The sequence below is a fragment of the Mesorhizobium sp. WSM1386 genome (genome assembly GCF_055901595.1).
Window position 1 is genome coordinate 4,200,963 of the sequence record NZ_CM148373.1, and the last position, 23,118, is coordinate 4,224,080.

Below are 23,118 nucleotides of genomic sequence, written 5' to 3' on the forward strand. Positions count from 1 at the left end.
GCTTCCCTGCCAGAAGGGGTCCACCACGTGGACTCGAACCCCCTAGTTCTGACCAAGCACTGATTGGTCGCACGTCCGCGACACTGCACTGAAGTGGGGTATTTCCGGGCTCTGAATTTTCACAATCGAGCACGATCATCGGATCCATGATGCCACCTCACGCTGCCTTCTGCTTCTGTTCAGGAACGGAAACGGCCAGTTTCGCTGTCGTAAGCTGCTCCAGTGCGAGCAGTGCCGATTCCACTTCGTCGAGCCGTGTCGGACGCGCGTTTTCAGGCATCCCTTCGGCCGTCGCGAGATCCACAAGATACTCGTTCCACGCCCAGTTGCGCAGGATGGCGCGTTTCTCGTCGACTGTCAGAAGAGGATCGACAACGAGGTCCATCGGCGATGCATAAAGCGCCTCAGGATCGGCCAATGCCGGTCCATAATGCGAGGCCTGTGAAACGGCACCGTAGCTGCTCGTGAGCAACGCCAGTTGCAGACGGTTCCAGACAAGGTCCCCGCCGGCCTGCAGCCGCTTTTCGGCACTGGAGGATTCCGCGGATTTTTCCGCCGCGGGATTTACCTGAACCGAATAAGCGAGGCCTTGACGTTCGGCATAGTCGATGGCCGCCTGAACCGTCGGAAAATCGAGCTCCACCTGAGTCAGCGTGTCACCACTTCCGGTGTAGCCCATCAGCGGTTCGATGACCGGCGCCATACGCCGCTCGAACACCAGACGCCAGCCTTTCGGCCGCGCACGGCCCGAGGTCGTGACTGAACGGGAAGGCTTGTAGATCCGCGCGACCGCATCACGCGGGAACTCGGATCTGCCGAATGACAGCGCGCGCTTGCGATTGTCGTTTGCCGGTGCGAGATTTTCTGCGGCTTGTGTGACTTCTCTTTCTTCTTGCTTCTGCATCATTCCATCCTCCCATTTTGCGAAGGATGCGTCGGAGGCGGCTGCCTGCCGCCCCCGACTTGCTCCATGCGTCAGTGGGTGATCGGGATGCGCTTCACCTTCGATTGCGCGTCTGGGTTCTTCGGCAGCGTCAAGGTCAGGACGCCATTGGCAAAGGACGCCTTGACCTTGTCGTCCTCGACCTCGTAGCCGAGAGGTATGCGCCGCTCGAAGCGACCGTAGAAGCGCTCGGAGTAGCCCTTCTCTTCGGTCTCCGACCGCTTTTCGCCACGCAGGGTCAGCACGTCCTCATCGAGCAGGACTTCGATGTCCTTCTCTTCCATACCGGGAACCTCGGCGGTGACGCGAAGCTCATTGTCCGACTCCGAAATCTCCACCTTCGGCCAGCCATTGTCGAAAGACGAGAGCTGCCCCACGGAAGGCAGACGCGTCTCGAAGCTCCTCAACACATCGTCAAAGAGCCTGTTTACCTCACGGTGAAGCGAAACAAAGGGATCGCCACCGCCATAGATGTTGGGGGCCTGGTTGTTGTTGCGGCCCCACGGGATAAGGTCACGCATGTTCATCTTCATTCACCTCCATGTTCAAAAGCGCGGCACCGGACGAGCGCCGGTGCCTGTCGCTTCTGGTTCACTCTGACTTCAGGCGGCGTTCTTCTCAGCTTCGATCTGCCGTGGCTTCGCCTGGGCCATGCTGCCGGCGATGGCGATCCGGCGCGGTTTCATCTCTTCGGGAAGCTCGCGCTTGAGATCGATGTTCAGCAACCCGTTTTCCAGGCTGGCGCCGACGACCTTCACATGGTCTGCCAGTTCGAACTGCCGCTCGAAGGCGCGCCCGGGAACACCGCGATAAAGATACTGGCCGTCGTCCTCACCCGATTGCGAGCCGCTCACGAGCAGCAAGTTCGGTTGATGAGTGATGGTCAGTTGATCCTGCGAGAAACCGGCTACCGCCATTGTGATGCGATAGTCGTCCTCGCCGGTCTTGGCGATGTCGTAGGGCGGCCAATTGTCTATCGCGGTGACACGGCTCGCATTTTCAAGCAGGTTGAAAATGCGATCGAAGCCGATGCTGGACCGGAACAAGGGGGTAAAATCGAGGTTTGTCTTCATAGCCACATCCTCCTTTGAGCAACATGGATACAAAAGGACGCCAAGAGAGCCTTGACGCCTCCTGACTTAGCGCCGGCCCCATGAGGCGGCCGGCGATTGTCGATTTAGAACGGCGGGTTGCGCGTTCAAGAGGGCGCTTAGGAAAATTTTCAGGCAAGATCCGACGTAGGGGGGATGGGCAGGAGGGACGCACTCGGTTTTTCCGCTGGCGAATTCCTCGTCAGCGGAAGACCCCTGGGATTCCTGAAAGGCGGCATTCGCTCAAAGTCGATCTACCAATGCTGTGAATCCGGCGGCAGCGATGTCGAGGTCATGACTGCGACTGGCGGGAAGCGTCTCGCATTGATCCAATTGGCGCAACGCATCCATGATGGCATCGAAGCTAACGGGTTCGGTGACCCGGGCGGCATGCGCAGCGCCGGCATCAATTCCACTGCACAGGCATCCGATGCCCATGATGACAGGATTGCACGCTTCTCCTGGACGTCCAGCGTCATGTCGTCCAGCACGTCCTGAGGCCGCTTGAAATGCCGTGCCGGATGCAGCAAGCGATCAAGAAAAACATCAGGGGCTTCGGGCCCGACTGGGGCAAAACTCGTCGAAATGGCTCTTTCCATCGGTGGTCCCTCCGCTTGCAATAGGCTCCTCTGTTGACGTCATCTTGGTGGCTCTCGTGATTTCCACCGGCTGAAATTTTGGAGAGTTTCGACCAAATTTCAATGGCGCCAACAAGGCCGCATCCTCACGGTTCAGCCCAGCATCAACATTTTTTCGAACCGGTGAAACAATCCGCGTGAATGTCAGTTCTGGCGTCTGAACAAGGCGCGCAGCAGCGCCAGGGCAGTCGGGCAGGAGAGCCAATCATGTCTTACATTTCCAGGAAGCGGCTGTGCATTGGCCTCCTCGCAGGAGTTTTGACGCTCTCGGCTGGCGGCTTTGCTCCGGTTTCAGCACAAGAAATCCCAAACGACTTCAGCGCCATCGTGCGTCAGAAACTGCCGGCGGTGGTCGCCATCACGACCAGGCAGATCATCCAGGACCAAACGACGCTCGACGATTTTCTGAATCCCTTCGACGGCCGCGGGCCTGTCCAGCCGCAGGTGCGGGAAGCGCTTGGCTCCGGCTTCGTCATCAGTCCCGAGGGCTATATCGTCACCAACAATCATGTCGTGGCCGACTCCACCGAAATCCACGTCGTCTTCTCCGACAAGGAGACTTCGCCCGCGCGACTTGTGGGCCGCGATCCAGCAACCGACATCGCGGTTTTGAAAGTGGATCCCCGGCCGAACATGACCACGACCGCCTGGGGTGACTCGGACGCAATGCAGCCGGGTGGCTGGACGATCGCGATCGGCAGTCCCTTCGGGCTCGGGGGAACCGTTACCGTCGGTGTTCTTTCGGCCCGCTCGCGCGACATCCAGGCCGGCCCTTATGACGATTTCCTCCAGACAGACGCCTCGATCAACAGAGGCAATTCCGGCGGTCCCCTATTTAACGCACGCGGCGAAGTGATCGGCGTCAACACGGCCATCGTCTCGCCGTCAGGCGGCAGCATAGGCATCGGCTTCGCCGTGCCGTCGCGAACGGCACGGAGCGTCGCCGATCAACTGATCCGCACCGGCCGGATCGAGCGCGGTTTCATCGGTGTGCGTCTCCAAGAGGTGACTCCGTCGCTTGCCGAGGCGCTTGGAATGTCTGGCACCAAGGGAGCGCTGGTCGCCTCCGTCGAGCCCGGCAGTCCAGCGGAGAAGGCCGGCTTACGATCAGGCGACGTAATCACTCGGTTCAACGGCAAGGACATCCAGGGTGTCCATGACTTGACGCTGGCTGCGGCGAACGAAAAGCCGGGGTCGAGAGCGACGCTGACAAGGAACCGCGGCGGCTCCCAGCAGGAGGTGGAATTGACCGTGGGCCAGCGCAAGGACGAGGAGATGCGGACCGGTGCTGTTCCGAATCCAGAAGCGGCGGATCAAGGTCTCGGGCTGTCGCTCAGCCCAATTCCAGATGAAGCGCGCCAGCAGCTCGGTCTCCAGCCGGGTACCACCGGCGTGTTTGTCCAGGAGGTCGCGCCGAACAGTCTTGCGGCTGAAAGCGGTCTCAAGCCCGGCGATGTGATCGTCTCGGCGAACAACCAGAATGTTACCCAGCCTTCGGATGTCCGACAGGAGTGGGCGAAATCCCGGCAGCAGAACAAGCCGATCCTGTTCCGCATCGAACGGCAGGGACAATCGCTTTTCGTGGCCGTCTCAAACTCTTGAGCGACTATGTGCAGATGAAGATAGCCCAGATCGCACCTCTGATGGAGTCGGTGCCGCCGAGGCTTTATGGCGGGACCGAGCGTATCGTTTCCTATTTGACCGAAGAGCTGGTTCGACAGGGCCACGATGTGACGTTGTTCGCCAGCGGCGATTCAAGCACTTCGGCCGAACTTGTGGCGTGTTGCGATACTGCACTGCGCCTGAACCCGAACGCCCATAATCACATCCCGTACCATGTCATGATGCTGGAACAGGTTCGCCGACGGGCGGATGAATTCGACGTTCTGCATTTTCACGTTGATGTCCTGCACTTTCCGATAATCCGTGAGTTCGCGCAGCGAACCGTTACCACCCTTCATGGTCGGCTCGACCTTCCGGATCTGGCGCAGCTTTACGCGATGTTCGACGACATTCCGCTGGTCTCGATTTCCAATGACCAGCGGCAGCCGATGCCGCCGGTCAATTGGCTCGGAACCGTCTATCATGGTTTGCCGCCCGACATTCTCCCTTTCCAGCCCAAGGCCTCGGGCTATCTGGCGTTCCTTGGCCGCATCTCGCCGGAAAAAGGGCCTGAAGTCGCGATGGAAATCGCTGCGCGCGCCGGAATGCCACTGAAGATCGCGGCCAAAATCGACGCCGTGGACCAATCATTTTGGAGTGAGAAAGTCGAACCCCAGTTGCTTCGAAATTCGAAGGTCGAGTTCATTGGCGAGATCGATGAGCGGCAGAAGGCGGAGTTTCTCGGCAATGCGGCAGCGCTGCTGTTTCCTATAGACTGGCCGGAGCCATTCGGCCTCGTAACCATCGAGGCGATGGCTTGCGGCACCCCGGTGATAGCGTTCAACCGCGGCGCCGTTCCAGAGGTCGTCGATGATGGTGTGTCCGGACTGATCGTGGAAAGCGTTGACGAGGCCGTAGAGGCTGTACGGCGGATAGGCGGTCTCGATCGCGTCCGAGTGCGGAAAGCTTTTGAAAAGCGATTCACGGTGGAGCGCATGTGCAGCGATTATTTGGAAATCTACCACTCGCTGGCGCGCGACCAACGATTCTCACTGGGCTCGCGAAATGGCGTCGCGGCAAAAGCAGATACGCTAACCAGCCCTGTTTCGGGAGTGTTGGCTGTCTGAGCCGCCAGATTCGCGCCGGCCTCAGTCGACTTTCAACAGCGGAACTTCGCCGAAAATCCGCCAAGGATTCGAAGGACGCTCTCCGCAACCGCGCATCGCGGGTTTGATGCGAAACACCATTGATAGGATATGGCCGGGCGCAACCATAATGGAATAAGCGCCAGCATCGGCCGTCTGAACAGGAGGGTTGAGATGAGCATCGAAGTCGAAGAACGTAAGCTTGATCCAGCCGTTGCTCTTCCCGCACTCGATGAATCGGCGCCGCGCGAGCCGCATAGACAATTCGCGCTGAAGCACGAGGACTGTTTCGTCGTTGCGGACAGTTATGGCGACATACGCGGCACTGGCGACGGGCTTTTCCGCGATGATACGCGTGTGCTGTCGCGCTTCCGGCTGTTCGTCGGCGACCACATGCCCTCGCTGCTCGGCGCCTCGCTGTCGCAGGACAACATCCTATTCACAGCCAATCTCACAAATCTGTCCACAATCGGATCGGGCGGTAGTGAGGCGCTGCCGGGCGTCGTGCACATCGAGCGGACCAGGTTCATCTGGCAAGACCGCATGTTCGAGCGAATCGCGTTCTCGAACTACTCCCGACGCGAGGTCCTGCTGCCGGTTCGTTTCGACTTTGACGCCGATTTTCGTGACATGTTCGAGGTGCGCGGCACCACTCGAAGCCGCCGTGGTCGCGCCCATGACGCGCTGGTCGGTGAGACGAGCGTCACGTTCCGGTACGAAGGCCTCGACAATGTTTCGCGCCAATCTGTTATCGCGTTTTCGATGAGGCCTGATCAGGTGCATCCCAATCACGCCGAGTTCCTCATTCGGGTGGAAAGGCGCGCCAGAAGAGCATTGTACCTGGAGGTCGGTCAAAACGAAGAAGTGCCATCCAGCGATCGCTTCCGCGCGGCGGCGGCGCGAGCTCGCTTTGCCATGCGCTCAAAGCGTCGGCAGGGCGCCACTATCTTCAGCTCGGGCCGCGTGTTCAACGACTGGCTCACGCGAACACGGGCCGACATTGCCCTGCTGACCACCGATCTGGAGACCGGGCCATATCCGTATGCCGGCATTCCCTGGTTTTCGACCGCTTTTGGCCGCGACGGCGTCATTTCCGCCTTGCAGATGCTGTGGCTGAACCCCGCGCTCGCTCGCGGAGTCCTGGCGTTCCTTGCCCGCTATCAGTCGACAGAGACTTCGATATTTGACGATGCCGAACCCGGCAAGATCATGCACGAGACCCGCAAGGGGGAAATGGCTGTCCTGCGCGAACTGCCGTTCGGCCGCTACTATGGTGGCGTCGACACCACTCCGCTCTATGTCTATCTGGGTTGTTCCTACGCTGATCGCACCGGAGATCAGGAATTCGTCGACCGCATGTGGGATTCGCTATGTGCGGCAATCGGGTGGATGGAGGAGGTGGGAGCTCGCAACGGGGACGGCTTCGTGACCTACAGCAGGGCGGCCGATACCGGGCTTTTCAACCAAGGCTGGAAGGACAGCGCCGACGCGATCTTCCATGCCGATGGTACGATACCGAAGGGGCCGATCGCACTGGTGGAGGTGCAAGGCTATGTCTTCGCAGCCTATCAAGGCATGGCTGCATTGGCAGCCAAACGCGGCGACGCGGCCAAGGCAGCGCACTGGAGCGCCATGGCGGAAAAAATCCGCAGCGCAGTGGAGACCCGGTTCTGGATGCCGGAGCGAAACTTCTACGCCTTAGCAATCGATGGGGAAGGCAAGCAATGCGCGGTGCGCGCCTCCAACGCGGCGCACCTCCTTTATGTCGGGCTGCCATCGGCGGAACGGGCGCAATCAATTGCCGAGCAGTTGCTGTCGGCGCATCTCCACAGCGGTTGGGGCGTTCGCACCTTGGCCGACGACGAGCTCCCGTTCAATCCGATGTCCTATCATAACGGCTCGATCTGGCCGCATGACACCGCAATCTGTGCCGCAGGACTAGCCCGCTATCAGCAGCGCACCAGCGTCGTGAAGCTTTTGAGCAGCATGTTCGAGGCGGCGGTCCAGTTCAACATGCGGCTTCCGGAGCTGTTCTGCGGCTTTACGCGCGCCATCGGCGACGCGCCGATTGCTTATCCGGTTGCCTGTCTGCCGCAGGCGTGGTCTGCCGGTTCGGCCTTCATGATGTTGCAGGCCTGTCTTGGGATCCGCATCGATGGTTGGAAGCGCGAGATCAATGTCGAACGCCCACGGTTGCCGATCGGCATCGACAACATCGTCATCCGGCATTTAGCCGTTGGGGAGGCGAAGGTCGATCTCAATTTCCAGCGCGTCGGCGACCGGGTCGTCTGCTATCTCGGTGAACGGCACGAGGGCCTGGTGCCGCTGGCCGTTCGCTCTTAGCAATCGCAGCCGGAGTGCCTGCAATCGGCTTCGAGATACTGCTGGCGTTTGCCTGGCGAGCTGGTCTTGAATGTAAAAGAGGTGCTTCCAATCTCTTCTGTGATGTCCAACCGGCATTCAGCGGTTCGAGAACGAGCAGTGCATCTGCGGAAACGATCACCAGGTCCAGTTGTTGAAGGGAGGTCACTATGGAAAGTGATGCTTTCAAGCAGCCAGTCTTCGTAGGGGAGAATGGCTACATCCAAAAAATCGACTGCGTGATGAATGCTATTGAGTTTCTGGAAGAATGGCCTGTCGAAAAACGTGGTCTCCTTCACGCGGCGGCCTGTGAGGCGTGCTACTCGGCTTACGATGGCCGCAAGCCTGTCGAGGCTGCGCACAAGGCCTTCACGACTTGGGCCCGCAAGATCGGCATCATCGAGGATGTGCCTACAGCACCGCCGTGGATGACAGGGCCAAAGATCAGCAACGCAGACCTGTTGTGAGGGTGCGGAAGGTCTCTTCATCCATGCATAGCCGAACACCGGGACGATGCTCGTCACCGTGATCATCCGGCGGTCTCGAGCGTGGTCTTTGAGGTCTGTTGACCGGGGCGGCCAGCCACTGGCTGGCGTTCGTCATCGCCTCATCTTGCGCCAACCGGTTAGCCTGGTCTCCAACCGACATTTGGAACATTCGTAGACGCGTGAAGTTCGGAATCTGCCTTGGTTGAATCCCCGTAGCCAAGGTCGGAGCTGCCTCCATTCAGATTCAACAGCCCGCCCCGGACGGGAGCAAAACTGTCTGGGCGGGCTTCGATCTGGCCTGGCTATAAGTTGCGACTTGTGCAGTAAGGCGACACCTAACCAGAACGCCGAACGCGCACCGCGACCGGCAGCCTAGCGCAAGGAGGGCACCGGTAGCGCCGCAACTGCGCGCCTCCACCAAGGACGGATCGCCGCTTCGAACTTCCCAACAGCTCTCGGCGCCGGAGCGCTAGAAATGGAGTTCGAGCCGCTCTTTCCCAAGCCGCACGTCTTTTAAGGTGAATTCAGGCATCCAGTCCGGCAGCCTGGGATCGATGTACAGCTTGCCATTTGGAGCGTCGGGCTGGAAGCCGATGATCGCCTGCAAAAGTGAAAAGCACGACCCCGCCGCCCAGCTTGCGGAACGTTCGCTCCCGTATACTGCACCGGGAACGTTGCGGGCGTTCGCGGCAACCCGGCGCGGCGAAGCGTTCGAAGCGAAGGCAGGTAGGCATGCGCCCGTCCCAGCGATCGCATGAGCCGGCTTCCTAGTGAGCGTCAGGCCGCGAACGCTGACGGTGCTTTCTTAGCCTAGCGATGGCAGACTTGTCGATGGTTATCACCCCGCCGCAATCAATCCGCACCGTCAGCTTATTGGCTTCGCGATCGATGCGGATGATGTCTCCAACAAGAACAAGTTTATCCCCAGCTCGGGCTTTAGGTGGTGCATCCACCGGATAAGGATGGTCGTAGGACGGAATGCTGACCCTGGCGCGTCCGCTAGGGAGAACCGTGATGACGGTAGAGGTCAACGCGACCTCGTCGCCAATCTCGAACTCCCGAGGCACACTGTAATGCAGCATGGGGAACATCCGGTGCTTTCCAGATTAATGCTGGCAAACCAAGTTGGTTGCGTAAAATCTCGCAAATGGGGAGCCCACACTCCCCGCCATCCGAGGCCGACGAACGTGAACGGCTTGAAACCGGTCTTTGGCTGGGAGGTCAGCCATTCGGCTTCGTTCTCACGGATCGGGCCGGTCGGACTTCCCGAACATGGCCCCTTCCGAGGGTCACCAACGCATCATGCCCGTGCTTGGGCCCCAGCGAGGCAGTCCGTGGAGAGATCCGGCCGATCAACGGATCGAGATTGGCCATCGCTGATCATGCTGATACTGCCCCGGTACTCATCTCGCCGCAGCGTTTCAGCCGCTGCGCCGCCGTCCACGAGACGAGCGCTTGCTTCGCAGGACGGCGCACGTCCTCAAGCTGTTTATGAATGGCCTGACTGGGGAGTATGAACTACTAAACGCTCAGAGGAACTGGGCTAGGCGGCCTGACCTGTCGCGACAGCAGGTTCCTGCCAACTCCGCAGACATCAGAGAGGCCGCATGATTGATGTTCCTCAAATGAAGGTGGCGGAAAGCGGTTTGCCGGGCCTATAATTGTGGGCAGGATTTCGCAGCGACCGGCTTCTGTTTTCGGCGCTTTCTCCCTGATCTCGTTCAAGGATGGACCGTTCCGAACGGAACATCTGGTGTCGCCAGCACGAGCGAACGGGCGGGCGCATACCTGACTCACGCGGATGGAACGCCTGTTGAAGTCCGACGACGTCATACAACACGCCATAGACCAGGCTATTCAGGGCGATATCGTCTCCCTTAAGAAGGCCATCGCATTCATCCGAACGAAGCGCCCTGACCTAAAGGGCGAGCTGGACGAACTCGGCCACGACAACCCACTATGTGAAAAGGTGGTTCAAATCGCTGCGCAGACTGGGAAAGCCGTCCTCTTCGACCTGCACGAGTAGACCAGCGCCCGTTGTTCAACCTATCATATCAGCGGATCGCAATTCCGACCCGCAATGGAACCATTTGTCCGACAATAAGTTATAGGCGCCAGGACTCATGGGGGCTCCCTTGGCAATGCGCGACAAAGCCGGCCACAAGACCGTCGCCGGCTCTCTTCAGGAACTGATCCGAAACGAGGACAACCGTCGTCAGGTTCGGAGGGCCTTCCGGTTGGAGGTCGAACCTGAGTTGCCGCCGACGTTAGCCTCACTCCTCGACGCCATTGAACAGGCTCATCAGGAAACCCTAAATTACCCTCATAGCCAGCAGAGGTACGACTTGAGGCGAGACCCGGATGGGAGCTGGACGGTGTTCGACGTGTTCACCGGGCAGCCGGCTGATGAGTGGGGGTCACAGGCTGAACACCTCGACCAGCCCTACGCCGAGCACTTGGCAGCGATGCTGCCCTACGCCTAAGGGCGGTATTTTGGCTTAGGGTTTTCCTAGCGTAACGTTAACGTTAATGCGGTTGGCGCGCCGAGCGCCTTACCAGGTGCGCTGGGGAGCTACGATGACAAAACAATCCTTTGTAACAGTGCTTGTCGGGCCGAGCGAGTTACTCCGAGAAGGCATTAGGCGAATCTTGGATACAGCAAATTTTCGTATTCTTTTTTCTGCGGCTTGTGTTCACGATCTTCTGCAGAAGCCGCTACCCCAGCACCGGCCCATCTTACTCATCATGGATGTCGGCGGTACTGATGCAGATGCCGAATTCGCACAAATTGCTGACTTTAAGGCAATTTGTGCGAACAGTCATGTTGTTGTTCTAGCCGATCACTGTCAATCGAGCGATATAGTTTCGGCTTTTCGTGCGGGGGCTGACGCATATTTGACAAAAGCCGCTCCTTCCGAAACGTTCATCAAAGCTCTGGAATTGGTTATGCTTGGGCAGACGGTACTACCTGTAGAACCTTCAGCGTTCATTCAAGATATAAGGCGTAGTCTTAAATATGATGCTGTGACAGATGATTTTACAAGCGCGGCTGTTAAAATCGAGAATGTGGAGAGAGACCTATCACTTTTGTCAACCAGGGAAAAATGTATTCTACGTTGCTTGGTCGAAGGGGAGTCCAACAAAACCATCGCGCGCGAGATTAGAATAGCCGAAGCTACAGTGAAGGTACATGTGAAGGCGATCCTTCGAAAGATTCGGGTTCGCAACCGTACGCAGGCTGCAGTTTGGGCGATGAACCATGGTGTGCTCACTCTCGCGTCTGGCCCGTCAGGGAACGAAAAGATGACACGTCCGCAAGATCTATTTGAAGCACAGAAGGGGTACCCCTTTCTCGAGAACGGCCATCCGATGTGATCGCTTTGTCGGGAGCTGATGAATTCACGCCCACTACATACCCAGGCTCCGCGATGAAGAGATTTATCAAGGGGGGAAAAGCAAAGTTTACTCCTGGATTTTGGCTCAACGAGGCCGAATCGGAACGGTCAAGGGCGGAGAATTGAGGCTTCTGGTCTGGAAATTTGATCAACTGGATGCAGTTCTTACTCGGATCGACGAGGAAACCTACTCCACGAGGGGCAAATGGTTCTTGAGACAGGCTTCGGGTTGCCGAGCGAGCAGCACGAGAGCTTGGATACGATTGGGGACGCTATAAACTGGGTGGGCAGCTACACCTTCCCCCGGGCCCTGCCTCCCGCTGATATCTGACCTAAACTCGTCGAGCGGCAGGATCCCTTAAAACGGCAAAAGGGCCGACGAGATCAACGACAGCAATAGCCCCCAAATTGCGCAACTTGCTTGCTCCCGTCTCGACACCGCCAACATCGAAGTCCCCCGGGCAAAGATCGTTTGTGCCAATCCCGCGGTACGCGCTCGCGCTCCAGCTTCGAACTGCAAATTTGCGTCACGGACCCTCTTTCGGTCTGGACGCCATGTCAGGCGAAGCTACATCAAACAATGTGCCGCTTACTGCCAGCCCTTACAGCCTTTCTCATCTCAACCACGTGGGTTCAGGCCGAAGCCTGGAAGCCCTTCGGCGTCCGGCAGCTTGGCTTTACATTCGATATCCCTCCGGGTTTCATCCTGGCGCAGGATTCGGATCAGTGGGCGGCCTTTCGGGACCGCCGGGCAGAGCTGGAGCGCCTTTTCCGGCAGGATGTGGTCATTCGGTTTGGCCTCAGCGGCATCTTCCTGGTCGGCGGCTCCTAGGCATTCACTAGGCGAGAAACGGCGCCAGTCGGGTCTCGAAAGACTGCGCAGCAGAAACGGAAAGGCCGACCGACCGTCATTGTGTGCATCCAAAGCACAGTAGGCCACGGCGGTCTGCGCTTCCGGCAGTGGTGAAACGAGGCAATGAGGAATGCCTTGCGGACATAATGCGCTCCTCTGTCAGGCCGCTCCTCCAAGCCAAACGGCCTCCACGTCTGTTTCGATGAGGAAATGCCTCGGTCGGCCCGATACCAAGCCGAAGGCGTCGGGATCGGCCATGGCAGCTTCGGTTAAGTGTTCCCGGAGCTGCGATTTGGCGAAAATGGTCGGTCCGAGATGGCGGTCGCCGAAGCTGAGCGCGCCGCACGTGCCGCCAAGATGGCCAGATTGAAATCGCTTCGTACTCAGTCTTTATTGGCGGAAGCTGATTTACAGGTTTCTTGTACCGAGGAGATCGATTGCTCGCTGATTCTCGCGGCTCTGAGAGAATGCGCGGGGAGTGTGCACGGTGAGGGAATTAAACAAGGTTTTGTTGAAAGAGCGTACGAAAATGGCCAGGCATCGTCACTGACTGGCACAGCAGGCGTTCTTTCGATATCAAAGATCATCGGGCGCCATCGACCCGCCAGAGCGTTGCTTGCTTAGGTGCTAGCGTCGTTCTGCGCAGTTGCTGAAGAATTCCTGGCCATTTATACGCTGCATCTTGCCGTCATCAACGGGCAAGCGCATGTTGCGATGCCGATGTTGATCCTCTGTTCGGCCACTTGGGTCCCAAAGAGAGCTCTCATGCCGTATCGCGGACAAGACGTCGCTCGTTCAGCAGGCGTTAGAGTCGGGCTGGAGGCCGAGTTCCGGATGAACGCGGGCGGCCGCTGGTTAACAAGGTGTAGCTAATATGCATCACCGACGAGTTCTTTGACCCCACCCCGACTTAACCGCTTCCTATGGCATTACGTTGACGCCAAGATGAGAACGAAAACGCGAGGCGGCGAAGATGGACAAGCGACAAAACATTATCGTTGAGACGTGTTGTCTCATAGCCGTTCCGGCTTCAATGGTTCTCACGATTGTAATAGCTCAGATGATCCTTGGCTGAACCAAAAGCGCTAGGTTTCGACCTAGTGAAATTGGTGGTCGGTGGTCGCTTCGGCCCGGAACCTAACGCCCGGTCCGCCTACTCGAGGCAACAAAGCCGGGCAAGAGCTGATTAGCAAACTGCTCGCCCGCAGACACGACGCTGTTGTTCGGCCCAGCAGCCTGTCGGACTGCTGGAACTGAATGCGAGACCGGACGGTGCAATTGGCCACGAATAGGTTCTTGGCCAAGCGACTTCGTAAGCACGGTCGGCGAGCAGGATCGCATCGGGTTGGAGGGCGTCGAGCATGGCGAGAGCGGGCTTGCCGTCATGCGCCTGTCCGGCCGTCAGGACGAGATCGATTGGCCGCCCTTCGGCATCGACAAGCGCATGGATCTTGGTGGTGAGCCCGCCGCGGGAACGTCCCATGCAAACATCGTCATCGCCCCCTTTTTTGCCGTGGCCGCGTGCTGGTGAACGCGGACACAGGAGGAGTCGATCATGATGATCTCGCCGTCAAAAGCCTTGGAAACCGCCGCCAGCAGCCGATCCCAGACCCCGGCTTTGCGCCATCGCACGAAGCTGTAGCATGTCGTATATCCGACGCTGCGCCATGACTTCGGCGCGGAGTGCCGGTTGGCGCGCTTGCCGTCGTAACGAACCGTGCAGCGCTGCTCGTCCCTTTATGTTTGGTACGACCAGCATAATTCACCGGTCGCACCTGGTTTCGCGCAAATGCCGGCGGGTTGCCAAATTCGCGGCGGTCGGTCATCTCCATGTCTATACCATGCTCCCCGCCTTCTCGGCCATCAACGCGCGCCATTGCCGAAAGACTTGCGGGCTTGTTACGACCCCGCTCGCCTGTGTCGGATCGCATGGTAACGATGGCATGGGCATGAACATGCGGCCGGCGTCCGCCCCGCCACACCTCCCTGGTGTCATCGGCTGGATCATGCAGTGCGAACACATACCGATGCCTCCCGAACTGCTCTCCCAGAAAATCGCGCACTGCGGCCTGGAACGCGATTCGATCCGTGCCGGGGCGGGCCGAAACGACGCTCTTGCGGCTGTGCAGCCATTCTTTTTGAAAAAGATCACCGGCTTTTTCGAAGTCTCCGATGATGCGGCCCATCTCATCACGAACGTCACCGGGCGGTACGCTCGACCAGCTTGCGGCTTCGGCGATCGTCCAGGAGAGAGTCGTGAATTCCCAAGTCGCTCGCGAAGCTGAAGTCCGCTTCCGATTCAGTGGCCATGGCAACGGCGTGAATTTGCGGCGGCGCGGGTACGGCCTTTGCGTCAGCGGTCAGGCGCTCACCGCTTGGGTCGCGCAATACGACGACGCCCCGGACTTCTAGCTCGCCGGTTTTTGTCTCCTGGACAGCGAGGACAAAGCGTCGCTCGCCCAATCCTGCTCTCAGTATAGCTTGAGCAACTCAGTAGCAGCCGAGCGCCTACCAGCGAAGAAGCAACCTTGCGCTCGACCGCCACCCGCTCGCCGCCTCGTCTGAAGTAGGTCTTCACCTTTAAAACAGCTACGGCATGTCTTCGCTGTTTGGGCCATGCATGTTGGAGTCGTGCATGAAGGACTGGACTTCGTCCAGATCGATCTTGCCATCACCATTCTCGTCGATGTTGCTGAAGATCCTGCCTACCGCGCCTTCAACCTCGTTCTGGGACAATGAACCGTCGCCATCCATGTCCAACAGCCCAAACACCAGTCGCATGCCGGCCCCGCGCATGATCTGATGATGCCTTTGTCCAGCCATTCTTTGTCCGCGCGCTCGATCACCGTGGCTCCGCCACCCGTCGCCCTGACGGTCGGCTTCATCGGCGAGATCAGCATCCTTGTTCCGGCCGTCCTGGTCCATGTAGCGATCTTCCTCGTCGCGGTAACCTTTCTCAGAACCGCGATCCTGCTGCATTCTCTCCCGGACCGCTTGCTCAACCATCTGGCGGATCATTTCGCGTGTTGGTCCGTCCGCTTGTTGGTTCGCATCCGGCAACTGCCCGCCGACCGGCTGTTCGGTCGCCGGAGTGGGTGCAGGTGTCGAGGGGGCCGGTGTTCCGCTTGTCTGGGCCATCGCGGGGAAGGTGAGAGCTATGAAAGCGGCCGCGGCCGTCGTCCTGTGTGAATATCTCATGGCGTGCTCCATCCATCGCTCGTGTTTTCTTGGAGGGCCAAACTGGAGCTCGATCTGATTGTTCCCTGTTCGGCCGAGATACCTCGATGCGGCGCTCGCGCTCTTCCGGCGAAGCGTTCTCGATCTCCAGGCGAAGCTTCATTGCTCGCCCGCTGTGGCTATCCCAGCCAATGGCGAACAAAATGAGAACAAAAGAGTCAAGCACCTCTTGACCTAGCAGGAATATGTTCCTTAATCCTGTCGGTATCCGAGCAGGAAAGGTCCATGGGAAAGCGCCAAAACGCGCCGGATGGCGAAGCTATATCGGAATTGGAATTGGCGGCCCAGCAGGCACTTGCTGCTGCCGACGGGGATGCTGTGGTTGCCTTGCTCAATGTCCTGGCCAGATGCGCCCGGCTCGAGGGCGAGCTGGCGCTGTCGCGAGGGGCGGCCTCGAACGGCTTTTCACGCGGCTGGCACAAGGCGTGTTCTTGATATGGTGGACACAGCCGAAGACAATTTCCGGATCGAGGTCTGGGATAGCGAGGAGAAGACGCAGCTCGAAACGATCTGTCGATCACCGGATGCAATGGTCAGCCAGGCGGCATGGCAGGCGGCGATACGCCGTCGGCCGGGCATGCTGCTGATCCACTACAACAGCCGTCACATTATGGAAAAGATCATCACGCCAGGCGAGGTGAAGATCCTTCCTCAGACGATCATCAACGGCAGCATCCATGCAGGACTGGACGTCGCCCTCGGCGACCTCCGCGAATGGCACACGTTGCGAGCTTGGTGCAAGAACTGTTCACATCATGCCGAGGTGAAGCCGGCAGGGCTGATCCGCAGATATGGCAAGGGTGCGCTGTTCAGCAGTGTCGAAAGAGCGCTGTTCTGCACGAATTGCGACAGGGGCGGACCCGTCAGGCTGGAAATTCACAAGCTGCCGCGAAACTGAGAGGATTTGGAAAATGCACGACTTGATCGCCTTCTTGCAGACGAATGCCTCGCTGGTTCTGGCCAACCCGGTCGCATTTACAACCTTCGCAGTCCTTTTCGGATCGGGAGGCTTTGCCGTGGGCCGTTATTTACTCACCGAGCGCATCGCCAATCTGGAAAGCCGGATCGCGCGGCGTGACGACGAAATCGAAGCGCTGAAAAAGCGCCGAGATAAGACTGCAGCGCCGTCACTAATCCCGGTGATCAGCACATCGGCAATCGGCGAGAACGAAGCAACATTATTGCTGGGAAACCGGACCGGCGTCAGTCACGAACAGCATCGGCGCCACCGCGTCAACGTCGTGGCTAGGCTGTGGCTGGTGGGCAGTCATCTTCTGAATTGAGATAGGGTCTCAGGGAATTCCGGGCAAGATAGCGAACGACGGGCGGGTTATCGACGGATGGTTCGGTACGAGTTCTACCAATCTGTGTTCAACCGCTGAAATGGAAAAGCCCGCCACCGCATGACGGGCCTTCGTCAGAGCTCCGTCCGGTAAAGTGGCCCGCCACCTGTCGGCAGCGGGCCTGTGCAAAAGTAAAGAAGACGCATTGAACGGGAACCGTGCAGGTCCCGAATTCCCATGCGCAATGTCCCGATGGCGACAAAAGGCCTGTTAGCGGATTAGCAGCGGGCAGGCTCTGGAGCGGGGCTTAGCCAGCATTCCTCAATTAGCGGCGGGTGGCGCTGCAGGGACGCCGGAGAGCGCAGGAAGCGCGTCGTCTCTGGCTAGAACATCAAGGACCGCGATGAGAGCCTTGGCGTCCTCCGATCTGCAGGAATAATATCGCCGGGCTCCTTTAGTCCGGCTTTCCACGATTCCGTGTTCAACGAGAATGGCCAGATGCTGTGACACGGAGGACCGGCTTACGCCAACTCGCGAGCGCAGGCCCGTCACCGTCCTCTCACCTTCCATCAGATGCATGACAGTAAGCAGGCGCCTGCCATTCCCTAGGACTGTAAGCAAACGAGCTGCGGCTTCCAGCCGTTTGCCGGAGCAAACACGTTTGGCCGGCCGACGCCGCAGAGCGCGGTTGGCCTGAATTTCCACCAATCGCGGTCTCACGCATGGAGCCATGCTCAGATCCTCCCTTCGGGGGCAAAATCACCGCGTGCGGGTCGTTAGTCAAGCAATTGCTAAAAACTCACCTTGGACAACCGTCGTTTGAGCCAGTGGCATGCGTTGCACGAAACGGACCGAGGCTTGTCGAGCCAACAGTTTTAGGCACCAATAGGCCTCGGCGGTGGGTGAGCCGCCGAGGCCTTTGGACATGAACGAATCACATGGCATGTCCGCATAGAACGGTGCGCCGAATTCTCCAACAAATCATAAACCGGCATGCAACCTAAACGGGCGGCAAGCGGGAGGATCTCGGCTCGGGTACAATGCCCCTGGTGAGCGTACAGTCCGGCACTACGGTCAGTCCATTCCACAACTTGGATGATGCAGGCATGCAAAGGGACTAGCCCTGTCGTCCCAAGGTTTGATCTATTCAAATTCCCAAGCGATTCACCACCGAACGGTTTTGCACCCCAGGTCCACGGATTGTGCGTCCTCACCCGTATCGGCAAAACCTCAGTTGTGAATACGTGGGCAAGAGAGTTGTTGCGGGCTCTGTTGTGACTGACCGTTCCTCGCAATTAGACAACCGCCATGACCCCGGCACCACTCGTAGCAGCCTCAATGACAGCGTCATCGACGGCTGGGTGTCGTGTTGGGCTTACAGCTGCAAGGCCTCTATGCCGAATCCGGCAGCAACGACAAGGCAGAGGGTCAGGAGCCCAATTGCGATGATATGCGAACCCGAACAGCAAGCCAAAGGCCACAAAAGCGGCTATTCGCGCGGGTTCCGGTCCAAAGCCTGACACAGGCGGCATCCCGATCGGAACAATCGTCACGACGACCATGGCAACAAAGGTTAGATGTTTAGTCCCGGCATTTGCTGGAGCGGATCACGCTTGAAGCGTTCGGGCTGATCGGCCCAAGCCTTGCAGATCGACTCATAGGGTGTGAGGCCTTTGAGAGTCTTGAGCCTGCGACCGAAGTTGTAGGCCGAGATGAAGTCGGCAAGGTGCTGGCGGAGCTGGTGGTGGCTCTCATAGTAGAAGCGCTTGACGGTTGCATCCTTAATGGTCCGGTTCATCCTCTCGACCTGTCGGAAACCCTGCTGCGGGCTCGGATATTCCATGGCGTCCTGTCGCGGGTCATGGCTGGCTGGTCCCCCTTTGACGCCAGGAACCTCGCTGGGCCGAGAATGTCCCTCATCGCTAATGGAAGAACAATGGCGCCGCTCGTCATGCTCGCGTGTTGGACGTGGGTCGCCATCTCCTGAAACGCTCAGGCAGCGGCACCAAGTCGCATTACTGACGGGCAATACCGCCTTGGCTTGCTGGGTACGTTTGGTGACCTTCCTGGCTCGATCTCTTAGCGCGGCGCCATCAACGGCAGGTCCACCTATCATCAGGTTTAACACCACAGTTGCTCACCCGCTGCACCCTCGCAGCGGGCGCCTTCAACGGTCCACGTAGGGCATGTTGTTGCACCACCCAGCCGTCTCTTCCTGTTGAGAGCGGCTTTGCTCATCACCATCGTGACACTGGTGGTTGCGATCGTCCGCAACAAGGCTCGCTTCCCCCTGAGGTCGCCGAATTCGGGTGCGGAGTGGCCGGTGAACGGGCAGTTACGGCAGGCGATGCGGACTGGCACTTGGTCAATCATTTCCTGGCCGAGAGCAGCTGAGCGTGCCCGTTGCTCAGAACTCCTACTTGGTGGTTGCGTGCCGCCATAGGACACCCCCTCGGCCGGGCGTCTGCACCTATGGGGCTTGTCGCGCGGCCAGCCATTGAGAGGCACGGAACACGAGCCCCGCTGCAAGGCGGGGCTTCGCGATTCAAGTCCGACCCAGCCTGACACCCCGACCAGACGAAGAACTTAGGTTTTGGCCGGTGCCTTGCGCGTCTTCTTCAGCGGCGACTTGATGGCTGCCGCTGTCGTCGTCGCTGCGGCAGCACGAACGGCCCGTTTTGCTTTCCCCGCGGCAGGGGTGGGCACAGTCGCCTTGCGCCCGAGCCCTATGGATTTCGCCAGAGCCGAGCGGGTTGCCGCGTAGTTCGGCGCCACCATCGGATAGTCGGAGGGCAGATTCCATTTCTGCCGATATTGGTCGGGGGTCAGATTAAAATGCTGGAGATGGCGCTTGAGCGACTTGAACTTTTTCCCGTCTTCCAGACAGATGATGAAATCCGGCGTCACCGATTTCCTGATCGATACCGCTGGTTCCCGCGTGACCACAGGTTCTCTCGCCGGAGTGCCAATGCCTTTCAGAGCGGCATGGATATCGCCGATCAGCTTCGGTAACTCGCCGACCGGCAATGGATTGTTTGACACATAGGCGGCGACGATGTCGGCTGCGATGGACACAGTGTCAAGTTGGCCGTCGTGTTCGAGAGCAGTGGTCATATAATTTCCTCTTATTGTATCGGAGAATTTGAGCGACGTTCATTGGCCACCACGAGGCACATAGTACGTTTTTTCGCAATATCCAAACCTCTTGCACAACATCAGGTAGACTTCGCATTGTCCGTTTTGATCGGTCGCGGATTCCGACGCTCTAGTCCTGCTGTGTTGCGCAAAACGATTCTATCCCAAATCCCGCTCACGTTCGCACCCTAAGCGCCCGTTCCAGCTTGTCGGCATTCTGGGTGACAGTATAGGCAATCACCATGTAGAGCACGACAGCAATCACGAACGCTTCGAGGTAATAGTAATTCAGCGCCGCGGTTAGTTGGGACTGGGTGAAGATATCGACAACCTTGATGGCGAATGAGAGCGAAAGCGCCTTCATGATGACCATCATCGATGGTTGTGAGGTTGGGGATTGCCGTCAAAGCCACCTGGGGAAAGAGGACCCGTCGGAACAGTTGGCCGCCCCTATAGCCCAGCGTGGTCAGCTCCATGCCGACCTTCACCGGCACGCCGGAATTGGCGATGTCGCTCGCCGAGCGGTGGCGGATACCGTGCGTGCCGATGTGCGGCGGGCCGGCTCGCTCTAGGATACGCTTCCAGCGGTGACAGTGGGTGTGCTTCGACATTGGGACGTTTGGATCAAAGATCGACGGGCAGACGCGATGCGGCGGTATCTTGAACGTCGAAAGCTCCGGCACACGAAGGATTTTTCCAGGCACAAGGAACATGTCGGCCAACTAATGTTTAGGCCGCAATGACAATCATCGCTGTATGACAATGATCTACTGCATCATCATCTTTATCGGCTCGAAACGACGCGACCTGTTGGTGAATGCCGAACCGGATGGAATTCAGGGCAATATGGCTGGCTCGGAACCGGACCAACATGACCGGTAAACCGCGACAGGACCATTGCCATTTCTCCGCCGCCGCCGCGTCCGCCACTTCAGCTTTGGTGGCAAGCGGCTCGCCAGGACGGCGAGCGCCGGCTCTTATGCGCTGGCGGACCGTCACGGAGCCGGTTCAGTCGACGACGACGAAGCCCATTGCTTCCGAAGTGTGCCGTGTGGGCTCGAAACGCCGGGCCGGGTCCAAGTTTGCTCGCACCGGAGTGTTTCAGGCGTCTTCAGGTTCGACCTGTGCAAGTTTCCTCGAAAGACCTGTTCATGAACGATGATCCTATAGGCTCGCTCGCCAATGCAATTCGTCGTCGCAGCGCAATTTTGTTCGTGGGGGCGGGGGTATCGATGAGCGTCGGGCTTCCCTCGTGGGAGAAGCTCATACAGCGAATGGCAAAGGAGCTCGGCGTCGACGATGAATTTTCCATGCGGCGGGATCGTTTTCAGACCTTGGCCGAATACTATCGGATCAAACACGGCAGCATCGGGCCGCTTCGCAGTTGGATGGATAGAAACTGGTCGGTCACCAAGGACCGGATCGGGAAGTCGGAATTGCACCGTCTGATCGTGAGCCTCGATTTTCCCGTCATCTACACGACTAACTATGACCGGAACCTGGAAATGGCGTTTGAGATATACGGCAGGGATTATGCCAAAGTGGGCAATGCACGCGATGTGGCTCAGGCCCGCCAGGGCATTCCCCACATCGTCAAGTTTCATGGTGACTTCGACGACGATACTTCCCTCGTCCTTACCGAAACGGACTACCTCGATCGCCTTTCCTTCAATTCACCGCTGGACGTGCGTTTTCGCTCGGACGCGCTCGGCAGCACGATCCTCTTCATCGGCTATAGCCTTTCCGATCCGAACATTCGGCTGTTGTTGCACCGCCTTTGGCAGACGTGGCATCGCTCTGGCTATGAGAAAGATCGTCCTCCCTCGTTCATTTTCATGACCAGCCGAAACCCTGTGGAGGAAGCCGTGCTTGAGCGCTGGGGCATTTCAGTGGTCATCGGCGAAGTCGATGACCCGCAAGCTGCTTTGGTGGACTTCCTCGGCCGGCTGGCGAAGATGGTTGGGATAGAGCGGGATGCAAGCGTTGATCCCTGAAAGTAGTTGCGGGTGCAGTATCCGGCTGGAACAATCGGGTAAGGCGCAGTTAGCCGGGCTGTCAAGGAGCGCCCGATGGCAGAGCATTCCGTCCGAAATTTCAAAATCGATGTCAGCCCGTGCTTGCGGCATATTTCCGGCCAGGCGGCGTGCAGCAGGATCTTCCGCCAGGTGGCGGTCTGTAGGTGTTTTGAGGAACATTTACGCGCCCAATCGCTTCCGGCTCTGCACCGTCTCCCATCGGTGCATGATTCCCCTTGTTGGAACTTTGCCCGGTGCCTTACGGTGCCGGGCTTTTTTGCTTCGACATGGGCGACCGTCGACGGCTGGGTAGCCCTATAGGGTTAATTGTGCGATTTCTAATATGGCTATAATTTTAACGACGCGGGGAACTTAAACCCCTCCCGTAGTGGCCGGTGTGGTCGTAGCCCCGATGCCCCCACCGCACCGGCCATCTCGCCTACGGCTGGCTGGCGTCCTGCGGCCCTGTGATCTGGCTAACGGCATCTTCGCTAAGATTGTGGTCCGCCAGCTGGCGAATGAACTGTTTCGGCGTGTTTGTCCCATTCAGCCGCTGTGACGTTGTTTTCGCGGACAGACTCCATGAAAGCCTCCCGCAGCGCGTCAAGGTCGAGGATCGAAGGGCGTTTGCTGTTTTCCCTCGGCATATAGGACGATATGACCGTCAAAGTCGGTCCTTCAAGGGGACGAGAGCGCGATTTTCGTTAGTGCCAGTCGCACCAGGCTTCGCGCCCTTTGGCCGCCGATTCCTTGCCAACATGCGCCTACCCATTCAAGGGCTCTTGTTCGACGAGGAATGTTGCTGCGATCAAGTCTCGGCAGCAATCTGGCCGCGCCCGTTATCCATGATGGCTGCGACCTTCTGGAAGGTTTTCATTTCGGGTTGGTTATGCTTGCTGCCCGCACTCTCGCCTGGAGATCAGCCAGGCGCG

At 58.6% G+C, this 23,118-nt stretch carries 23 protein-coding genes and 3 pseudogenes; 14 read left to right on the forward strand and 12 right to left on the reverse strand.

The features are described from left to right. Positions 1-157 precede the first annotated feature (157 nt). The 3 genes from AC0NIH_RS20500 to AC0NIH_RS20510 all read right to left on the reverse strand — a co-directional run bounded on the left by AC0NIH_RS20500 (position 158) and on the right by AC0NIH_RS20510 (position 2,016). A complete protein-coding gene (locus AC0NIH_RS20500; protein ID WP_023778597.1) occupies positions 158-904 on the reverse strand; it encodes an NADH dehydrogenase ubiquinone Fe-S protein 4 in 747 nt (248 codons plus the stop codon). Between the two features lie 71 nt (positions 905-975). Further along, on the reverse strand, positions 976-1,470 hold the full coding sequence (locus AC0NIH_RS20505; protein ID WP_474025032.1) for an Hsp20/alpha crystallin family protein: 495 nt from the start codon (positions 1,468-1,470) through the stop codon (positions 976-978). Between the two features lie 75 nt (positions 1,471-1,545). After that, on the reverse strand, positions 1,546-2,016 hold the full coding sequence (locus tag AC0NIH_RS20510; protein WP_474025033.1) for an Hsp20 family protein: 471 nt from the start codon (positions 2,014-2,016) through the stop codon (positions 1,546-1,548). Positions 2,017-2,328: 312 nt separating this feature from the next. On the opposite strand from AC0NIH_RS20510, the gene AC0NIH_RS20515 reads away from it, so the two are divergent. From AC0NIH_RS20515 to AC0NIH_RS20535, 5 genes are all read left to right on the forward strand, one after another. Next, entirely contained in the window at positions 2,329-2,532 is a 204-nt protein-coding gene (locus AC0NIH_RS20515; RefSeq protein ID WP_473469661.1) for a hypothetical protein, read from the forward strand. Positions 2,533-2,879: 347 nt separating this feature from the next. Then, positions 2,880-4,274, forward strand: a complete 1,395-nt coding sequence (locus tag AC0NIH_RS20520) for a Do family serine endopeptidase (RefSeq protein ID WP_473469663.1) — start codon at positions 2,880-2,882, stop codon at positions 4,272-4,274. Between the two features lie 14 nt (positions 4,275-4,288). After that, positions 4,289-5,401, forward strand: coding sequence for a glycosyltransferase family 4 protein (locus AC0NIH_RS20525; protein WP_473469671.1), 1,113 nt, complete (start codon positions 4,289-4,291; stop codon positions 5,399-5,401). A 192-nt stretch (positions 5,402-5,593) separates the two neighbouring features. Next, positions 5,594-7,762, forward strand: a complete 2,169-nt coding sequence (locus AC0NIH_RS20530) for an amylo-alpha-1,6-glucosidase (RefSeq protein WP_473469665.1) — start codon at positions 5,594-5,596, stop codon at positions 7,760-7,762. A gap of 188 nt (positions 7,763-7,950) precedes the next feature. Further along, entirely contained in the window at positions 7,951-8,247 is a 297-nt protein-coding gene (locus AC0NIH_RS20535; protein ID WP_473469667.1) for a DUF982 domain-containing protein, read from the forward strand. A gap of 490 nt (positions 8,248-8,737) precedes the next feature. Here the strand turns inward: AC0NIH_RS20535 and AC0NIH_RS20540 are convergent, their stop codons facing one another. Then, a complete protein-coding gene (locus tag AC0NIH_RS20540; RefSeq protein ID WP_224687923.1) occupies positions 8,738-8,875 on the reverse strand; it encodes a hypothetical protein in 138 nt (45 codons plus the stop codon). Between the two features lie 160 nt (positions 8,876-9,035). Further along, a complete protein-coding gene (locus tag AC0NIH_RS20545) occupies positions 9,036-9,350 on the reverse strand; it encodes a preprotein translocase subunit YajC (protein ID WP_287278147.1) in 315 nt (104 codons plus the stop codon). 731 nt (positions 9,351-10,081) lie between these two features. On the opposite strand from AC0NIH_RS20545, the gene AC0NIH_RS20550 reads away from it, so the two are divergent. The 3 genes from AC0NIH_RS20550 (at position 10,082) to AC0NIH_RS20560 (ending at position 11,643) form a co-directional block, all read left to right on the forward strand. Next, positions 10,082-10,294: a hypothetical protein gene (locus AC0NIH_RS20550; RefSeq protein WP_474025034.1), complete on the forward strand. Its 213-nt coding sequence runs from the start codon at positions 10,082-10,084 to the stop codon at positions 10,292-10,294. 115 nt (positions 10,295-10,409) lie between these two features. Next, a complete protein-coding gene (locus AC0NIH_RS20555; RefSeq protein WP_474025036.1) occupies positions 10,410-10,751 on the forward strand; it encodes a hypothetical protein in 342 nt (113 codons plus the stop codon). 94 nt (positions 10,752-10,845) lie between these two features. Then, a complete protein-coding gene (locus AC0NIH_RS20560) occupies positions 10,846-11,643 on the forward strand; it encodes a LuxR C-terminal-related transcriptional regulator (protein ID WP_474025038.1) in 798 nt (265 codons plus the stop codon). A gap of 639 nt (positions 11,644-12,282) precedes the next feature. Here AC0NIH_RS20560 and AC0NIH_RS20565 read toward each other — a convergent pair. After that, positions 12,283-12,603 (reverse strand): hypothetical protein, encoded by a 321-nt coding sequence (locus AC0NIH_RS20565; RefSeq protein WP_473469599.1) that lies wholly within the window; start codon positions 12,601-12,603, stop codon positions 12,283-12,285. 228 nt (positions 12,604-12,831) lie between these two features. On the opposite strand from AC0NIH_RS20565, the gene AC0NIH_RS20570 reads away from it, so the two are divergent. Next, positions 12,832-13,140: a hypothetical protein gene (locus AC0NIH_RS20570; protein WP_473469601.1), complete on the forward strand. Its 309-nt coding sequence runs from the start codon at positions 12,832-12,834 to the stop codon at positions 13,138-13,140. 685 nt (positions 13,141-13,825) lie between these two features. Here the strand turns inward: AC0NIH_RS20570 and AC0NIH_RS20575 are convergent. Continuing rightward, positions 13,826-14,166 (reverse strand): annotated as a pseudogene (locus tag AC0NIH_RS20575) (IS5 family transposase); the annotation flags it as partial. Between the two features lie 293 nt (positions 14,167-14,459). Here AC0NIH_RS20575 and AC0NIH_RS20580 point away from each other — a divergent pair. Next, entirely contained in the window at positions 14,460-14,801 is a 342-nt protein-coding gene (locus tag AC0NIH_RS20580) for a hypothetical protein (RefSeq protein ID WP_473469602.1), read from the forward strand. A gap of 304 nt (positions 14,802-15,105) precedes the next feature. Here AC0NIH_RS20580 and AC0NIH_RS20585 read toward each other — a convergent pair whose 3' ends face one another. After that, the gene (locus AC0NIH_RS20585) at positions 15,106-15,714 is read right to left on the reverse strand and encodes an EF-hand domain-containing protein (protein WP_473469604.1); all 609 of its coding nucleotides are present in this window, start codon (positions 15,712-15,714) and stop codon (positions 15,106-15,108) included. A 264-nt stretch (positions 15,715-15,978) separates the two neighbouring features. Between AC0NIH_RS20585 and AC0NIH_RS20590 the strand changes: the two genes are divergently transcribed. Genes AC0NIH_RS20590 through AC0NIH_RS20600 form a run of 3 tightly spaced genes read left to right on the forward strand, consistent with a single transcriptional unit; the run spans position 15,979 to position 17,036 of the window. After that, positions 15,979-16,188, forward strand: a complete 210-nt coding sequence (locus tag AC0NIH_RS20590; protein ID WP_473469606.1) for a hypothetical protein — start codon at positions 15,979-15,981, stop codon at positions 16,186-16,188. 1 nt (position 16,189) lies between these two features. Next, positions 16,190-16,651 carry a hypothetical protein gene (locus AC0NIH_RS20595; RefSeq protein WP_473469608.1) on the forward strand — a complete coding sequence of 154 codons (462 nt, stop codon included), beginning with the start codon at positions 16,190-16,192 and terminating at the stop codon, positions 16,649-16,651. Positions 16,652-16,664: 13 nt separating this feature from the next. After that, on the forward strand, positions 16,665-17,036 hold the full coding sequence (locus AC0NIH_RS20600) for a hypothetical protein (protein ID WP_473469610.1): 372 nt from the start codon (positions 16,665-16,667) through the stop codon (positions 17,034-17,036). Between the two features lie 321 nt (positions 17,037-17,357). On the opposite strand, the gene AC0NIH_RS20605 is transcribed toward AC0NIH_RS20600, so the two are convergent. From AC0NIH_RS20605 to AC0NIH_RS20620, 4 genes and pseudogenes are all read right to left on the reverse strand, one after another. After that, positions 17,358-17,768 carry an ArsR/SmtB family transcription factor gene (locus AC0NIH_RS20605; protein WP_473469611.1) on the reverse strand — a complete coding sequence of 137 codons (411 nt, stop codon included), beginning with the start codon at positions 17,766-17,768 and terminating at the stop codon, positions 17,358-17,360. A gap of 841 nt (positions 17,769-18,609) precedes the next feature. Further along, positions 18,610-18,846 (reverse strand): annotated as a pseudogene (locus AC0NIH_RS20610) (integrase core domain-containing protein); the annotation flags it as partial. 776 nt (positions 18,847-19,622) lie between these two features. After that, the gene (locus tag AC0NIH_RS20615; RefSeq protein WP_473469613.1) at positions 19,623-20,150 is read right to left on the reverse strand and encodes a Ros/MucR family transcriptional regulator; all 528 of its coding nucleotides are present in this window, start codon (positions 20,148-20,150) and stop codon (positions 19,623-19,625) included. Positions 20,151-20,346: 196 nt separating this feature from the next. Further along, positions 20,347-20,635 (reverse strand): annotated as a pseudogene (locus tag AC0NIH_RS20620) (amino acid ABC transporter permease); the annotation flags it as partial. A gap of 687 nt (positions 20,636-21,322) precedes the next feature. Here AC0NIH_RS20620 and AC0NIH_RS20625 point away from each other — a divergent pair. After that, positions 21,323-22,165: an SIR2 family NAD-dependent protein deacylase gene (locus AC0NIH_RS20625; RefSeq protein WP_473469615.1), complete on the forward strand. Its 843-nt coding sequence runs from the start codon at positions 21,323-21,325 to the stop codon at positions 22,163-22,165. Positions 22,166-23,118 lie beyond the last annotated feature (953 nt).

Coding starts and splice junctions, on each gene's coding strand:
- AC0NIH_RS20500 (WP_023778597.1), bottom strand. CDS start 904: ATGCAGAAGCAAGAAGAAAGAGAAGTCACACAAGCCGCAGAAAATCTC.
- AC0NIH_RS20505 (WP_474025032.1), bottom strand. CDS start 1,470: ATGAACATGCGTGACCTTATCCCGTGGGGCCGCAACAACAACCAGGCC.
- AC0NIH_RS20510 (WP_474025033.1), bottom strand. CDS start 2,016: ATGAAGACAAACCTCGATTTTACCCCCTTGTTCCGGTCCAGCATCGGC.
- AC0NIH_RS20515 (WP_473469661.1), top strand. CDS start 2,329: ATGACTGCGACTGGCGGGAAGCGTCTCGCATTGATCCAATTGGCGCAA.
- AC0NIH_RS20520 (WP_473469663.1), top strand. CDS start 2,880: ATGTCTTACATTTCCAGGAAGCGGCTGTGCATTGGCCTCCTCGCAGGA.
- AC0NIH_RS20525 (WP_473469671.1), top strand. CDS start 4,289: ATGAAGATAGCCCAGATCGCACCTCTGATGGAGTCGGTGCCGCCGAGG.
- AC0NIH_RS20530 (WP_473469665.1), top strand. CDS start 5,594: ATGAGCATCGAAGTCGAAGAACGTAAGCTTGATCCAGCCGTTGCTCTT.
- AC0NIH_RS20535 (WP_473469667.1), top strand. CDS start 7,951: ATGGAAAGTGATGCTTTCAAGCAGCCAGTCTTCGTAGGGGAGAATGGC.
- AC0NIH_RS20545 (WP_287278147.1), bottom strand. CDS start 9,350: ATGCTGCATTACAGTGTGCCTCGGGAGTTCGAGATTGGCGACGAGGTC.
- AC0NIH_RS20555 (WP_474025036.1), top strand. CDS start 10,410: ATGCGCGACAAAGCCGGCCACAAGACCGTCGCCGGCTCTCTTCAGGAA.
- AC0NIH_RS20560 (WP_474025038.1), top strand. CDS start 10,846: ATGACAAAACAATCCTTTGTAACAGTGCTTGTCGGGCCGAGCGAGTTA.
- AC0NIH_RS20570 (WP_473469601.1), top strand. CDS start 12,832: ATGGCGGTCGCCGAAGCTGAGCGCGCCGCACGTGCCGCCAAGATGGCC.
- AC0NIH_RS20580 (WP_473469602.1), top strand. CDS start 14,460: ATGGGCATGAACATGCGGCCGGCGTCCGCCCCGCCACACCTCCCTGGT.
- AC0NIH_RS20585 (WP_473469604.1), bottom strand. CDS start 15,714: ATGAGATATTCACACAGGACGACGGCCGCGGCCGCTTTCATAGCTCTC.
- AC0NIH_RS20590 (WP_473469606.1), top strand. CDS start 15,979: ATGGGAAAGCGCCAAAACGCGCCGGATGGCGAAGCTATATCGGAATTG.
- AC0NIH_RS20595 (WP_473469608.1), top strand. CDS start 16,190: ATGGTGGACACAGCCGAAGACAATTTCCGGATCGAGGTCTGGGATAGC.
- AC0NIH_RS20600 (WP_473469610.1), top strand. CDS start 16,665: ATGCACGACTTGATCGCCTTCTTGCAGACGAATGCCTCGCTGGTTCTG.
- AC0NIH_RS20605 (WP_473469611.1), bottom strand. CDS start 17,768: ATGGCTCCATGCGTGAGACCGCGATTGGTGGAAATTCAGGCCAACCGC.
- AC0NIH_RS20615 (WP_473469613.1), bottom strand. CDS start 20,150: ATGACCACTGCTCTCGAACACGACGGCCAACTTGACACTGTGTCCATC.
- AC0NIH_RS20625 (WP_473469615.1), top strand. CDS start 21,323: ATGAACGATGATCCTATAGGCTCGCTCGCCAATGCAATTCGTCGTCGC.